At 48.9% G+C, this 15,950-nt stretch carries 9 protein-coding genes and 1 riboswitch; all 9 genes read left to right on the top strand.

Annotated features, from left to right (window positions below):
* The first annotated feature begins 52 nt into the window (after positions 1–52).
* The 9 genes from KJW29_RS18530 to KJW29_RS18490 all read left to right on the top strand — a co-directional run bounded on the left by KJW29_RS18530 (position 53) and on the right by KJW29_RS18490 (position 15,912).
* Entirely contained in the window at positions 53–2,275 is a 2,223-nt protein-coding gene (locus KJW29_RS18530; protein ID WP_214630918.1) for an InlB B-repeat-containing protein, read from the top strand.
* Positions 2,276–2,368: 93 nt separating this feature from the next.
* The gene (locus KJW29_RS18525; RefSeq protein ID WP_246608858.1) at positions 2,369–2,608 is read left to right on the top strand and encodes a helix-turn-helix domain-containing protein; all 240 of its coding nucleotides are present in this window, start codon (positions 2,369–2,371) and stop codon (positions 2,606–2,608) included.
* A 251-nt stretch (positions 2,609–2,859) separates the two neighbouring features.
* Complete coding sequence (locus KJW29_RS18520) at positions 2,860–3,972, top strand: flagellar cap protein FliD N-terminal domain-containing protein (protein WP_214630917.1); 1,113 nt, start codon at positions 2,860–2,862, stop codon at positions 3,970–3,972.
* 572 nt (positions 3,973–4,544) lie between these two features.
* A complete protein-coding gene (locus KJW29_RS18515; protein ID WP_108991055.1) occupies positions 4,545–4,967 on the top strand; it encodes an NUDIX hydrolase in 423 nt (140 codons plus the stop codon).
* A 788-nt stretch (positions 4,968–5,755) separates the two neighbouring features.
* Positions 5,756–7,318 carry an FAD-dependent oxidoreductase gene (locus KJW29_RS18510; protein WP_246608778.1) on the top strand — a complete coding sequence of 521 codons (1,563 nt, stop codon included), beginning with the start codon at positions 5,756–5,758 and terminating at the stop codon, positions 7,316–7,318.
* A 178-nt stretch (positions 7,319–7,496) separates the two neighbouring features.
* Positions 7,497–7,675, top strand: a riboswitch (Lysine riboswitch).
* A 378-nt stretch (positions 7,676–8,053) separates the two neighbouring features.
* Entirely contained in the window at positions 8,054–9,028 is a 975-nt protein-coding gene (locus KJW29_RS18505; protein WP_214630916.1) for an AraC family transcriptional regulator, read from the top strand.
* A 148-nt stretch (positions 9,029–9,176) separates the two neighbouring features.
* Positions 9,177–13,202, top strand: a complete 4,026-nt coding sequence (locus KJW29_RS18500; protein ID WP_214630915.1) for a discoidin domain-containing protein — start codon at positions 9,177–9,179, stop codon at positions 13,200–13,202.
* A 109-nt stretch (positions 13,203–13,311) separates the two neighbouring features.
* Positions 13,312–14,247 carry a helix-turn-helix transcriptional regulator gene (locus KJW29_RS18495; RefSeq protein ID WP_179215612.1) on the top strand — a complete coding sequence of 312 codons (936 nt, stop codon included), beginning with the start codon at positions 13,312–13,314 and terminating at the stop codon, positions 14,245–14,247.
* A gap of 111 nt (positions 14,248–14,358) precedes the next feature.
* Complete coding sequence (locus tag KJW29_RS18490; protein ID WP_087568924.1) at positions 14,359–15,912, top strand: ABC transporter substrate-binding protein; 1,554 nt, start codon at positions 14,359–14,361, stop codon at positions 15,910–15,912.
* Positions 15,913–15,950 lie beyond the last annotated feature (38 nt).

Below are 15,950 nucleotides of genomic sequence, written 5' to 3'. Positions count from 1 at the left end.
GGCGGCAAACGTTACGCTGTATGCGAAGTGGACGCCTAATCCGACGTATAAGGTGACGTATAACGGAAACGGAAGCACAGGCGGTTCGGTGCCTTTGGATAGTGATGCGTATGAAGCAGGCGAAACGGTCAATGTGCTGGACAAAGGCACTTTGGTGAAAGTAGGCCATACATTTGCAGGCTGGAACACGTTAGCGAACGGAACTGGCACGAATTATGCAGCGGGCGCGAAACTGACGATGGGAGCTGCGAACGTTACGCTGTATGCGAAGTGGACGCCTAATCCGTCGTATACGGTGACGTATAACGGAAACGGAAGCACTGGCGGTTCGGTGCCCGTGGATAGTGAAGCGTATGAAGTAGGCGAGACAGTCAACGTGCTGGATAAAGGCACTTTGGTGAAAGCAGGCCACACATTTGCAGGCTGGAATACGCTGGCTAACGGAAGCGGAACGAATTATGCGTCTGGCGCAACGCTGACGATGGGAGCATCGAACGTAACGCTATATGCGAAGTGGACGCCTAATCCGACATATACGGTGACGTATAACGGAAACGGAAGCACAGGCGGTTCGGTGCCTTTGGATAGTGATGCGTATGAAGCAGGCGAAACGGTCAATGTGCTGGACAAAAGCACTTTGGTGAAAGTAGGCCATACATTTGCAGGCTGGAACACATTAGCGAACGGAACTGGCACGAATTATGCGGCTGGCGCAACGCTAAACATGGGAGCAGCGAACGTCACGCTTTATGCACAGTGGACAGAGAACCCAACGTACACGATGGCGTATAACGGAAACGGAAGCACAGGCGGTTCGGTGCCGGTGGATAGTGAAGCGTATGAAGCAGGCGAGACAGTCAACGTGCTGGATAAAGGCACTTTGGTGAAAGTAGGCCACACATTCGCGGGGTGGAACACAGCGTCTGACGGTGTCGGTACCGATTACGCAGCGGGTGCGACACTCACCATGGGCACAACAAACGTCACGCTTTATGCACAGTGGACAGAGAACCCAATGTACACGGTGACGTATAACGGAAACGAAAGCACAGGCGGTTCGGTGCCTGTGGATAGTGAAGCTTATGAAGCAGGCGAAACGGTCAATGTGCTGGATAAAGGCACTTTGGTGAGAGCAGGCCACACATTCGCGGGCTGGAACACAGCGTCTGACGGTGTCGGTACCGATTACGCAGCGGGTGCGACACTCACCATGGGCACAACAAACGTCACGCTTTACGCACAGTGGCGCCCTTCGGGAAGTACAGGCGGAGGTCCGGCTGCTCCTGGCAAACACACCTCCTCGAACGGAAAACTCACTCTGCCGGCAGGAGCGATAGGCGAAGTTAGCTTCGGGCATGTCGTGGAAATCTACATTCCAGCCGGAGCAACTGACAAACCGATCGATATAACGATTGGAGCCGAAACGCGGAACGAACAGCTTAATTTGCAGGATAATCATCCGGTCAGCGGAGTATTTAACATTTGGAAAAGCATCGCGGATAAATTCAAGAAGATGGTGACGATCGCATTTTCTTTTGATCCAGCGAAATTGTCCGAGGGACAGCAGCCGGCAGTCTTTTATTACGATGAAGCCAAGCGTCAATGGATGGAGATTGCAGGAGGAAAAGTCGTTGACAACTGGATTTCGGTAGAGGTCGATCAATTTGGCCTATTCGCTGTTATGTGCGTGGAAATTGTGAATGGGCGGCATGTGCTGTGTTCTTCTCCAGTCCAATCGCCTGAATTCAGTGATGTACCAGGGCATTGGGCAGCTAATGCCATCCATGAAGCCGTCAAACGTGGTTTCGTTAAAGGCTATCCAGACGGAACGTTTAAGCCGAATCATACGGTTACGCGCGGGGAATTCGCAGTTATGCTCATGAATGCGCTAAAGGAGCAAGTCGAGGGAACGGAATTGAAATTCACGGACGCGGCGAAGATTCCGGCTTGGGCGAAGGGGGCAGTCGCGCAAGCGGTGCAAGCAGGCATTATTAATGGCTATCAGGACGACACTTTCCGTCCGGTTGCCGAGATTACCCGCGCAGAGATGGCGGTGATGATCGCCAGTGCGCTGAAACTGTCTGCCCAACAGAATGCCGCAACCGGCTTCGCGGACGATCAGAGCATTCCGACATGGGCGAAAGGCGCTGTCGCTGCGCTGAAGAATCTTGGCATTATAGGTGGCAAAGACGAGAATACATTCGAGCCGAGCGGTAAAGCAACACGAGCGGAAGCCGTTACGGTTATAATGAATATGCTCGCAAAAAAGGGCTAGTAAAGCAACAAAAGAGGGTAACCCTTGTATTATTTAGGAGCTGGATGGTTGTATCGAACAGGATCGAAAAAAGAGTTCGGTCTACTGTCCTATATGGCACAAAACGTTAATCGTGTCGTCACTGTCGATGCGTTGTTTCAGTTCATCTGGGGAATGGAGAGTCTGGAGGATACGAGAACGGTTGCTGTACACATCAGTAATTTACGTAAAAAATCGAGGCTGACCTTGCCAATCCTGAGAGAATCATTGCGATTCGGGGGGGGGCGGATATATGCTGGTTGCCAGAAGTGTGTTGCAAGCGCGAACTTAAAGTTTTCTTTAAGTTTCATATAAAGAGCAATCTACTATGATAAATTAGAAATAATATTTTTAGGTTTTTGACGAAGATTAGCTAGCTGTCATGGGAGATGGTATATGCAACCAGATACTTGGACCAAGGCATTGTTGTATGTGACGATATTTGTAATCTGAGGTCAGATGGATGGATACGCACCCCATAAATTACGATGATGAAACCATAGCAAATTTATGTTGAAGCAGAAATTAACATTATATATTGTGCGACAGTATGGAGGGGGAGACGGATGACGTTATCGATTAACTCGTATAACTCGATGTATCCGATTAACAGAACGGCGCCTATGAGTTTCCAGTATTCTAGTAGTCAGAGTGCGAACCAGTCTTTCTTTTCAAATTACGTTGTGAAGAGCAAGCCTTATGAGCAATATATCAAGACAACAGCAACAGGGATTGTGAATTTTTTGAAATCTGCGCAGGATATGCAAGCATCGGCGCAAAAATTAATGCAGAAGGATAATTCATCTATCCAAGCAAGGACGGCGGAATCATCGGAAGGCAAAAAGGTTACCGCAACTGCATCAGCCGGAGCTGCGAGCAAAACTTATGAAGTTAAAGTGAATGCGATCGCGACTTCTCAAACGAACAATGGAACATTTTTGTCTAAAGTAGACACGTCCGTTGTAAGCAAAGGCATCAATCAGTTCAACATTACGATAGGCGGCAAGACTACGAAGATATCGGCTGTTATCTCCGATAACGATACGAACGATCAAGCGCTGACCAAGCTGAAAGATGCGGTCAATGCAGCGAAGACGGGCGTAACCGCCAGTATTGTAACGCATGATATAACAGGCAATAAGAAGCTTGAGTTAAGCAGCGACAAGACAGGAGCGGATCAGGCTTTCGAGGTTAAAGATGTTACCGGAAACGCGATGTCTGCAACCGGCGTTAAGAATGCAACGCAACTAGCGTCCAATGCGTCCTACAGCGTGAACGGAGGCGCAACTCAAACTTCGCAGTCGAACACGATTGATCTGGAGAAGGGCAAAGCTACGGCGACACTAATGGCCCTATCGATGGAATCTGTGAAAATACAAATCAAACCGGACGAAAACAAAGTCATTGCGCAAGTTAAAGATATGGTATTGAGATACAATACGATGCATGATCGCTTGAATGAAGCCGGTGGAGTTATGAATTCATCTGTCCGTAAACGTATTGAGTCGTTAGTCAGCTCATCTACCTATGAGCGAATCGGTATTCACCGTAAGGGCGATGGTACTCTCAAGCTGGATGAAGAGCAGCTTATGAAGAGCTTAAGCTCAAATTTCGAACAAACAACAAAAGCGATTAGCGGCAACTATGGCCTAGCTTACCGTCTATCATCAGCAGCGTAAAGATACAATGAAATCCCGGCAAGCAGCTTGCTGAACTCGAAGGCTCGCCAGGTGCAGCAATTCGCGATGTACCAGTCATCGATGCAAATGGCTATGCCGACACAGGCAAGCGGGTGGATCGTGAATTCGTTTTATTAACTCGATACAGGCAATGAACAACAGTTTACAAATAAAGGATATAAAAGTTCAAGACCCGTTTGAGTAGCTGAAATCTATTCAGGCGGGTTTATCTATGTTATTGGTAGTGAAACCGACTCATGGGGTAGCACACCATGTAGTATTAACACAGCCAAAAGAATATCGTTTTTTTCCGGGTCTTTAGCTCAACTGGGAGCACACCGTTGTCGATAACACTGGTTTTTTTTATGTTTCCGTACTCTTTCTACAGGGCTATTTAGTATTCCCCCCCACCCAGTGCCGAGTCATGGGCTTTTAACGTCTGATTTGAAGTTTATGCTCGTTGCACCTATGAAAATTATCATGGAAAACCTTGTACGCACAAATGGTTCCAACATAAGGGGAATAATGTTAAAGTTGTTATAGTAGAATCTCTTAGAGGGGAGCAAGACAGCGTGTTCATAGTAAACGTAGAAGGTGCAATCTGTAGGGATGATAAATGGCTAGTTATTACACGAAGTACCAAAGAGGAACATGCAGGGGGGACTTTGTCTCTTGTGGGAGGAAAAGTAGACGTTGAAGGTAACGCACTCGAAATCCTAGAACGAACTGTAAAGCGAGAACTTTATGAAGAAGTTGGCATCGAGATAAAAGATGCTGTTACTTTTGTATACAGCTCCTCCTTTGTTACAAATGATGGATGCAACGTTATAAATATGGTCTTCCTATGTGAATATGACAAAGGTACAGCACATAGCAAGAGCCCCGATGAGGTTGAAGCCGTTCATTGGATGACCTACGATGAAATAATGAATCATCCCAAAGCTCCTCTTTGGACAAAAGAGAGTATAAGAAGAGTAGCACTAGCAAGGAGATAACAATAATGATGAAAAATGTTTATGTTATGCGACATTGCAAGCAGATGGTCAAGAGCCTGATGCTACAGTAACACGGCTATGAGCCGTGCCATTAGTGTAGTAATGGAAGTCCTAGCATTTTGATGACCGCATTGGGTTTAAGGAGTGGGAATCTTTAACCAATCCTGATGTATTTCATCTAACCTTCTCAGGAGAGAAAAAACTTAACATTCATCGAATATGGGCAGAGTGATTTTATATTAGCAAACACATTCCTCCGGACACGTACATGTTTGTTGTCACTGTCTACTCGTCACATGTGGAGTGCTGTTCACTACTAATTTGGAACGGAACGAACGAATGAGAAGCTAATGTGGGATTGCCCTCTCTTTAATGAGAGGGTATTTTTTTTGTATAAATACAGGAGCGGGTGCTAGATACCATAGGACTCCAATCTAGAGCAGTAGCTATCTTATCACATAGGGTAATTTTTTTCGTCCAGCTTTCCGCCGAAGGGAAGAAAGAAACCGCCTGGCATAATCAATTGATTTTCGAGGGATTCTTTTCATGTATCTAAAGGAAAAGGTAATATTCTTAAGACAATTTTTAAAAGAATAATAAGAGTTTATTATGAACTAGCTGAAAACAAAAATGGTATAGTGAATGGGAACAAGCCCATGAAAGGAGGCGCGTTGAAGTTATTTCTTTAGTTCTTTTATATAAAGTTGACTTTGACTTTGCAATCTTTATGTAGAAGACGACGATAAAGACTCTGAGTCTATTTAAATGATAATACATGAGGTGTGGAAGTGAAGAAGCTAATATTGTTATTACTTGTGTTGGTTTTTATTTGGGGATGCAGTACAGGGAACGGAACGAATTCGCAGGGCGGCCAAGGAACAGAGAAGCCTGCTGCTTCGGATAATGCGACAATTAAAGAGAAAGATCCAAAACCTTTACCGGAAGGCAAAAACGCACATGTTGTTGTTATCGGTACGGAGATTGAAGGCATGTATTTGGCAAGAGCGGCTAAAGATGAAGGACTGTCTGTCCTTGTACTTGATCCGCGTGAAAAGCCGGGCGGTCAATTGATACAGGGAGAAATGCTGTTTCTGGATGAGCCTACGGATGATGCACAGAAAACAATGACGCAAGGACGCATTAAAAAATTATTTGATCGTTTTAAAAAGGGAGAAATTCGCAATATTGAGCATTTTACTACCTATTTTAATGAAGTGATGGACGGTATTCCGTTGGAATCGGGCATTACGATTGTGGATGTGAAGAAAGAAACAGATGATAAGAACGGTCGCACGAAGGTGAGCGGTCTGACTTACAAAACAGCAGCTGGTGAAGAGAAGACAGTAACGGCGGATTATTTTGTGGAAAACACTGACTTTACTGCTTTGACTCATTTACTAGGCGGCAAACGTCTTCCAGGAGTTGAAACGATTTTTAATGCTCCAGATGTTGATTATATGGCAAGCTCTATCATGATGAAATTTAAAGGCGTAGACTGGAATAAGTTCAAGAGTGAAGTTATGGCACTAGGAAAAGAAGAACGCTTTGAGAAATATGGAGGGGAAACGACTGTAACCGATACATTTACTTGGGGATTTGGCAATGTGGGCAAAGAGTATGAGTCTACACGAGACGATATTTTCTTGCGTGGTCTGAATGCATTGAACCAACTGAATGGTGAGGTACTGATCAATGCCTTGCTTATCTATGATGTTGTTCCATCTGACAATGAGCGTATTGCAGAAGCCGTTAAACTAGGTCAGGAAGAGACTGATCTAATTGTTGACCATTTGCGTGACATGCTTCCAGGCTGGGAAAACGCCGAAGTAAACGGCTACCCTGATTATTTGTATATTCGTGATTTTGACCGTTATGAAACCGATTATATTCTGCAAGCTACGGATGTAATGGGCGGCGAAATGTTCTGGGATAACGTGAGCATTGCGAGTTATCCGCTCGATAATCAAGGGATAAAGAGCAGCCCTTGGGGCGTAGGGTTAGGAAATCCGGATAAATACGGTATGCCGCTGCGTTCATTTATTTTGAAAGATTATGCGAACATTATTGTTGCTGGTAAAAACGTAGGTGCTACAGCAGCAGCTTACGGAAGTGCTCGTATTCAAGCGAATACTTCACTTGCTGGAGAAGTAATCGGCATTATTCTTGCCCAAATCGACGGTGAGAAGCAATTGGTGGAGCTTAATGAAGAGGATATGAAGAAAATGCATGCTTACTTGAAAAAAGAGTACAAAATTAATGTGAGCAGCGTAAAAGCTAAAAATAAAATTGCCGACTATACGGATGCTGAACGCGAGCAACTGAATTCCGGCAAGCAAGTAACGAAGAAATAATAAGGGTCAATCCATCCAGCCTTTAGAGAGCTTTAGATGCTCTCTTTTTTTGTTAAGTATACATATTCGGTCCACGGGGAGTGAGTCTAATATACTTTATATACCATTGTTTTCCATTCTCAATGTTCGCTATAATGTTCTTGTAAATAAAATTGAATACAGCCCTCATCATTTCAAACGGTGAGGTAGAGGTCGCGGTTTTTAGAAGTAAATCAGTGGAGACGCAGAGAACGTCTTTGAAGCTGTTGAAAGGAACTACCGCCGAAGTTTGATTGCTGCTCTGGGCAATTGGGCTGGGACTGTTGCCGGAAGGTGCAGAACTGTCACAAATTTAATTAGTGATGAGCTATCTTTAAAGAAGATAAGATGGGAATGATAAAAAACGTTCACCTCTGGAGAGCCCTGCAAAACGAATACAGTTTAGGGTCATTCATTGCGCAAGGCAGGGACTTAAGTGAACTTCCTTATAAGGCCAAGTGGTTTCCGTTAGGTCCACTCTTGAATTTTAAAGGATATTGCAAAAACCATGTCGAATAGAAAAGATGTTGTTCTGGACAAACACCATTCTACCAAAGATTGGGGGCCCCTTTTCATATTTTCAAAGTGTCGTACTTTCAAAATTCAGGTTTATTTGAATTTACAGGCGGCATGTTAAATTAATATGGAACCCCCAGTTTGTTGTCCATCGTAAATTTGCATCGAATACATCATCCTAACATGGGGAGCATTCCGGATATGAACGCCAATAATCAGTTGATTTTCACGCAAGAACGCTTTCTTACCGCCAACTTACTTCTTCCGATGCTCTATCACGCAGGTTGGGAGATCCGGGACGGGCATTGGAGTTATCCGCAACGTGAAATGAGAAGCGGATTATTTCAGGCCCGTTACGTCTCTGAGCTCGCATGTTACGTCCGAACAATTCCTTATCATTGGCTGATGATGGTCCTTCAGGGCGAAGTCGTCGTCACCTGCAGCGATTTTCGAACGACGATCGGAGAGAATGCGGTCGTGCACTTCCAGCCCCATCAACCGCATCATATCAGCGCCGATCAGCCCGCCAACTACATCTGGATTCATTACAAAATGCTGCTCCCCTCGCAGGAGGAGCCGTTGCTGCCGTTGTATCCCGATGAGCAAGTAGCGCGGTACGGCAGAGAAACGGTTTTCCAGGAAGCCGTAGTCGATCTTCCTTCAATAATTGTACCCAGAAATCCGAATTTGGTTCGCAAGCTGTTTACGACGACAGTCGAGGAATTCATGCTGGAGCCTCCTGGATTTATGTTGTCCTCCAAAGCCAACTTCCAATGCCTGCTGACCGCGTTGTTCCGCGAAGCGACAGACCGGAGCAGTCCTGCGATCGTGTCCGACCCTGCGATCCAAAGAGCTCTGGACCACATCCATCAGCATTATGATACCAAAATGACCATATCGAGCCTCGCGGCCCTCGTAAACTTAAGCCAGAATTACTTCATTTCGCGATTCGGCAAAATCGTCGGAATTAGTCCGAACGAATATATCCTCCGCTTCCGTATCCGGCATGCGAAGATGCTGCTGCGCGACACGGACATGAGGCTGACAGAAATCGCCGCGTGCGTCGGCTTCGAAAGCCTTTCCTACTTCAGCCGAATGTTTCGGAAACTGGAGGGCATACCCCCAAGCGAGTATAAGTCGTACAAATTGCGGACCGATGTCCATCATTCGGAGTGATGAAATCGGTTTGTCGATACCCGGCCGAATATCGTAGTATTGTGCAAACAATAACGAGAATAGGAGAAGATTGGACGATATTAACCTCCTATAATGAGAGATGAAAGCGTTTTATCTATCAATGCAACTCATCATTAGGAGGGGTTTAATGAAACAGGCGATTCGAACATTCATTCTGTCGGCCCTAATTTTTACGTTCGCTGCTCTCGTCCGTCCCGAGTATGGCTCGGCGCAAGCGACTGCGGAGTGGAACTGGCAGACGAACGGCAATTACGAAGGGTGGACGCCCGGCAACGATATCGCGAGTTCTTCCGTCACCGACGGTATGCTGCAAGTAACGCTCGGCGGCGCGGATTCGCAGTTAACAAGTCCTGCGGTGTCCATAAACGCGACCGATAACAAGTTACTTGTGCTGCAATACCGAAACGGCACGGGAAACGGAACGGCGCAGCTGTATTGGAAAACGACCAGACACGGTTACTCGGAAGCCTATAGCCTGCCGATCACCGTTCAGACGGACAACGAGTGGCATGAGCTTCGCGTGCGGCTTCCCGCGTCGTGGACGGGAACGGTTACCGAACTCCGCTTCGATCCGAGTCAGGGAAGCAGCGGCACGTTCGAAATCGATTATATGCGCATTCTTAATACAACGGCGGACCGCTACAATCTGGCCAACGGTTATGTAAAGCTTTCAGGAATTTACGGAGTAATCGATCTCGTTCAGTTCGATCCGACCGGTACGGGGAGCTACGGTGAGAACCTGCTTGCGGGCAACTTATATTTGACGGCGAGCAGCGGAACGAACACCCTGCCGGGGTTGGGTACCGCGGTTACCTCCACGCTTTCTGGAAACACGCTGACGCTGAGCAATATTACGTTCGGGGCGTACGGCACGTTGAACGTGACCGGCAACTGGGTGATCGAATTGGACGGCAACAAGTGGAGCAACACGTTCACGATTACGTCCAATGCGAACAACATTCCCCTTCACAATATCGGATATATTATGCCGATGCAATGGTACGATCCCGGCTTTGACGTGACGGTGCGCAACCGCGTGCCGTTCGACTACATGATCGGGGGAGATAACCAGTACCATTCCAGCTATGTCTACAAGCGCGGCGCGGAAAGAACGTACAGCCCCGCGTTCGAGTTGCGGCAAAGTCCGCTTTATATTCACGGAGCGAATGGCCATGATTACGATTTGCGTATCGAATACAATCAGCCGACCGTGGAAGTGGCCGTCGAGATCGATTCGATGACCTTCCCGTTTTTTGCGGCGGAAGGGACAGGCTCTCCTTATTTCAAACCGTACGTGCTGAATACGGGCGAAACATTGGTTCGCGAGTTGAACTTCACGGTCGAGCCGAACAACGATTGGCTTCCCGCTGGTTTTCCTGTGTTCGAAGGCACTGACGCCGCGATGACGAGCGCGCTCACCGAGATGTTTTACGAGCGCAATTACGAGCGGCATATCGGCAGCGGCCCGACCTGGCGGGAGTGGATGGGTACGATTCGTGACTGGTTGCAAGACGAAGCATGGCGAACGGGTGAGAAGTACTCGATGCTCGTCCAGCGGCAAGACCCGGACGGTTATCCCTGGACTTGGGACAACTCAAAGGGTTGGCCGTTCCCCGGTGACGGCAGCGACACGCTGCATCATATCGATACGCCCGCCAACTTTATTCTAGGCGGTTACCGTTACTATGTCGCGACAGGAGATCGGGAACTGCTATCCACTCAGATCGATCGGATGCGCGCGGCCCTGGCTTATATGCTGGACTATTACAATCCTACGAAAAAGCTTTTCATCATTACCCAGTCCGATCATGAAGGCATTAGCGTAACGGAGAACGGGAGCGATTATTGGGACATCCTGCCGCACGGGCATATCGACGCATACAGCAACATGCACGGCTATGCGGCCTTAACGGCCATGGCCGAACTGGAACAACTGGTCGGAAATACCGCCAGGGCCGCAGAGCTGAACGGCTATGCGAACGACTTGAAGGCGGCGTACGACACGACCTTCTGGCGTACGAACCACTACATTCAGACGATCGACGTGAACGGAGTAGAGCATGACTACGGCCCAATCTATCTGAACGTTGCCGCGTTCTATTACGGATTGGGAGACAGTGCCAAAGCGACGACCTTCTTCAATTGGGCGGAGACGGTGACGACCTCCTCCGGAGAGGCGGACGTGTTCAGCAAGTTCGTATTCGCTCCCCGCGCGACCGTTACGTCCAACCCGAGCAAAGCGCAAGGCGGGTGGTGGGTATCGGCGTGGGATAATTACGGAGCTTACGGAGACCAAATTCAGGACGGCGGCGCGGCGCTGTACACTACGTTCTACGAAATCGCCAGCCGCGCGCAATACTTGGGCGCCAACAATGCCTACGGCCGTTTCTCCGATATCATCGACCGTTATGCGCTGGACCATCTCAGCGGTGGCAAAACGCTGTATAACGGCGAAACGGTGCAGCACACTTATGCCGGCAGCGTCGGCACTTGGGGAGAATTCCCGGAAAGCGCCCTTGTCCCCGTCGCGCTACTTCGCGGATTCATGGGCATCAAGATGGACAAAGACGGCTTGCAGATTAAGCCCAATATGCCGTCGACCGGATTAACGCAAGCCGGCGTAACGAATTTCCGTTATTGGGATATGAACCTGAAGCTTACAGTTTCCAATTCGTCTGTGCGCCTTCAGGTGCTGGAGAACGAAAGCCCGTATACGGACTGGGAAGTCAACGGAACGGCGGTGAGCGGGCTGTTCGACATCACCGTTAGCCTCAGTCCCGGGCAGAACGTGACATTGACTCGGGAAGCGGGATTGGGCGTTAATCTCGAAACTATCGAGTATGATACGATGGTGGGCTGGGCTTCGGGAGACTATTACCCGGTCAGCATTAATGGACGCGGTATCGGGGGGCATAACGGTGACGACGATTCCGTCCGGTATAAATGGCCTCTTCTGAAGGGCAAGAACGTCATTACCGTCAAAGCAGTGAACGCTCCCGGCTCGACCGGCGGATTCCTTGCCGACTTCACGTTGCCGGACGGACGCAAGATTGTATCCGACGCTAGCTGGAAAATCAGGAGTGAACGAGAGGATCGTTACGACGGCCTAGCCTTGGCGGACGGCAATTGGACGCAAGCGACCAGCCAAGGGGCGTATAGTTCGTCAACTCGCGGACCCGTCGTCAACTTCCCGGGCGGATCTGATGCCCACTGGATATGGGATAGCGCCGGACAAGCGCCATGGCTGCTGCTTCGCAAGACGTTCAACTGGGATGAATACTGGAGCTTTAACTATGACGGCGACGAACAGGAATGGGGGGGATTCACGCACCTCCTTGACCGGAAGGTGGTCGGAGGTACGTTTAACGCGGAGATTAGCGGCAACGATCCGAGCATGACCCAATCGATTAACGTCGATGCGGCCAAAAAGAAGCGGTTCGTCGTGCGCATGAAGAACGGTACGGTCAGCACGACCGCGCAACTGTATTGGGCGACCGTACTATCAGGCATGGATGAGAGCAAGCGCGTCGATTTTACGATCGTTGCCAATGACCCGAATTATACGACGTACGAGGTCGATCTGACCGGCCATCCCGAATGGCGCGGCACGATTACGGCTTTGCGGTTCGACCCGGCGACCAACGCGACGGGGACGACCAGCATCGATTGGATCGAACTGAAGTCGCTGGACGGCGACTTCGACGTGGCCGATCGCGTCGGAATCTCGGCGTCTTCCGCTTACAGCAGCGGGTGGGAAGCTAGTCAAGCGATCGACGACGATATAGCAACGGTATGGTCCAGTACTGCGCATACCGTGAATGCGACCGAGTGGATTCAGCTTGATCTCGGCAAAGCCCATACGATCGAGCGAGTGCGGTTGAAGCCGCGGCCGGGCGGCAGCGGATTTCCGGTGGATTTCAAAATTCAAACGAGCATGGACGGCGCAAACTGGACGGACGTTCCGGGTCAAGCCTATACCGGTTATTCGAACCCGGGCAGCAGCTTGGAGACGTTCGCGTTCAGCTCGCCCGTGACGGCTAAGCATGTGCGTATTTACGCAACACAGCTCGGTCAAGACGACAATAACAATTACGTGTTTCAACTGAGTGAGCTTTGGGCGGATGACAAAAAGATTTCCGGTTCCCCGTCGTGATTCGGCCGTAAACCGAAAGTCGGCGGTAATCCGTGAAGAACGAAAACAAAATGGAGGTGCAGATGATCGTCTGCACCGCCGCTTTTGTTAGGCTGGGAGATGAATGAAGTTGGAGAAGCTGCATGTTCAACATCATAGTTTAATGTTGCCTATCATCTATCACGTCGGTTACGAGGATCGGGAGGAGGAGTGGGAGTACCCGGAGGCCGTACACCAAGGGAAGGTACTTAACGTGCAATACGACTTTTCCCGCACTCACTACGTGCGTTCGCTTCCCTTTCATCTTATCGTGATGGTTCTCAAAGGCAGCGTAACGTATCATATCGGCGACGAATCTTATCTCGCGGAAGAAAACAGGGTGATCCATATTCCTGCGCATACGCCCCATCATATCTCCGCGACCGGCGTGCCGCTTAGATATATTTGGATTCATTATCAGCTGCTGGTGCCGGAGCAGTCGATCCCGATCATGCCTCTGTCGCCCGGAGACGAAATCTCCGTTTTCAAAGGCGCGGTATCGTTCAAAGAGGCGCTTCCCGAGCTGCCGATTCTGATGAAGCCCCGCAATTACTACACGATCAAAAGTCTGATGAAGTCGATCTTGGAGGAAGTGTGGGCCGAGAAAACCGGCTGGCTGCTGGCTTCGCGGTCTTATTTTCAATCGATGATCACGCACCTGTACAGAGAAGTGACGGTAGAGGAAGAACGGACAGGTACCGGAATTGCCGATCCCCATATCGCGGTCATTATTGAACATATTCATAGCTCGTTTGCCTCCAAGCTGACAGTAGAGGGACTTGCCTTGAAAGCCAACCTGAGCTTGAACTATTTTATCTCGAATTTCAAGAAATGCACGGGCTTTACGCCCGGAGAATATGTCGCCAGAGTTCGTATTCAATATGCGAAAAAATTAATTCGGGAGGGCATTAAAACCGTCTCCGAAATTTCCGATATGGCCGGATTCGAAAGCGTGTCGTATTTCAGCAGGGTGTTCAAAAAAATAGAAGGTCTTACGCCGGGCGAGTTCAAACATACCGAAGTATAAGGAAAGTGATTCTGTTAAAGAAAACGATGATTTTCTGTATATAAATGAAAGCGATTCATAATTAAGATTGAAGTAGGTTAACTCAATACGAATATAGGGGGCAACACAGAAATGAGGAAGAAGCTGATCGGGTTCATTCTACTCTCGCTCGTCCTGGTGATGGCGGCAGGCTGTTCAGGTTCGAATTCCGGCACGAATGCGTCGCAATCGAATGAACCGCAAAGCTCCGCTGCAAGCAAAGAAAAGCGTACGGTCACATTCGCCACGATCGCCGGTTATTACACGGATGGATTGAAGGAGGCAGCCCAAGAATACACGAAGCTGAATCCGGAAACCGAAGTCGTCATCGATGTCATTAAGGATAACGATACGTATCAAGCGAACTTCAAAGCCAAGATGGCGGCGGGAGGGAAGGATGCTCCCGATATCGTTCACATTAATTTGATCGGGGAAACGAGCTCGGCCGATGCGATCGATAAAGGCTGGCTGCTGAAGCTGAACGATTACGTGAACCAACCGAATCCCTACAGCGGCGACAAAACCGTATTCGAGGGAATCGATCCCGAATACCATCAGAACACGTATAGCCGGGACGGGGACGTTGCCTATCTCCCATTCGATCTGGTAGGCACAGGATTCTACTACAACAAGGATATTTTCGCAAAGCTGGGAATTTCCGAACCGGAAACGTGGGAGGAATTGCTCGCTGCGTGCAAGCAATTGCAAGATGCCGGCTATATTCCGATTACGATGCCTTTCGGCTTCGAGTCGACGATCACGCAGGCGTTTCTCGACTGGAGCGCCAAAAGTCTTTACCCGGAGTTGTTAATTCAGCCGGGAGATGCTCGCTACGACGAGAAAATCCATAAACTGAATACGAGCATTGCCTACTCTGCCGACAATGGAAACTTCGATTTCGGCGCGAGTTACGATCCGGAAAAGCAATTGCTTGCTCTCAAAAACAAGCAATACGATATGCAAGGGGCTGCCCAACGCAAAATCTGGACGGTCATGAAGGAATTGTCCGCGTATTACCAGCCCGGCTACGCAACGATGCAGGATCCGGACGTCTACCAACTGTTCATTGCGCAGAAAGCGGCGATTTATTGGAACGGCAGTTGGCAAGTGGGAACGCTGCTCGACGATATGAAGAAGCTGGGCGACAAATCCTTCGGATGGGGAACGTTTAAATTCCCCGAGTTCGCCGAGGCCGACCCGCTGTTTCCGGGAAAACCGCGAGGCATTCTGGTGCCGGGTCATCTGCTCGGAATCGCGGATAAGAAGGACCCGGAGCAAGAGAGCCGGACGAAGGATTTCATGATGTATCTTTATTCGCCGGAAGTCGCTCAGAGAGTGTTCGAGACGACGCTTGAGGCAGGACAGTTCGTTCAAGGTCCTAGCCTGGTGCTTGGGGTGAAGCTGCCGGACGAAGTCAACGCATATCTTACGGGCTTCAAAGTCGATGGCAGCATGGGCTACGCGATCGCCAATGCCGTTCCTTCCTCGGACACGAATCAAGCCAAGCAATCCGCTCAATTGAAATACTATGAAGGCAAACTATCGCTGGAAGAATTTTTGGCCGAGCAGGACAAAATTTTGAACCGGGATATGGATATCTATATCAAGGCTCAACAATACGATCTGGATCCGAAGACCAATCCATAAGCTGCAAACGGAATTCATCATACAGGCCGAGGGAGAAC

This window comes from Paenibacillus agaridevorans, from assembly GCF_018604145.1.
In the GTDB taxonomy this organism is placed as follows: Bacteria; Bacillota; Bacilli; order Paenibacillales; family Paenibacillaceae; genus Pristimantibacillus; species Pristimantibacillus agaridevorans.
Note: the sequence above shows the minus strand (reverse complement) of the source record. Positions and strands in the feature narration are given on the sequence as shown.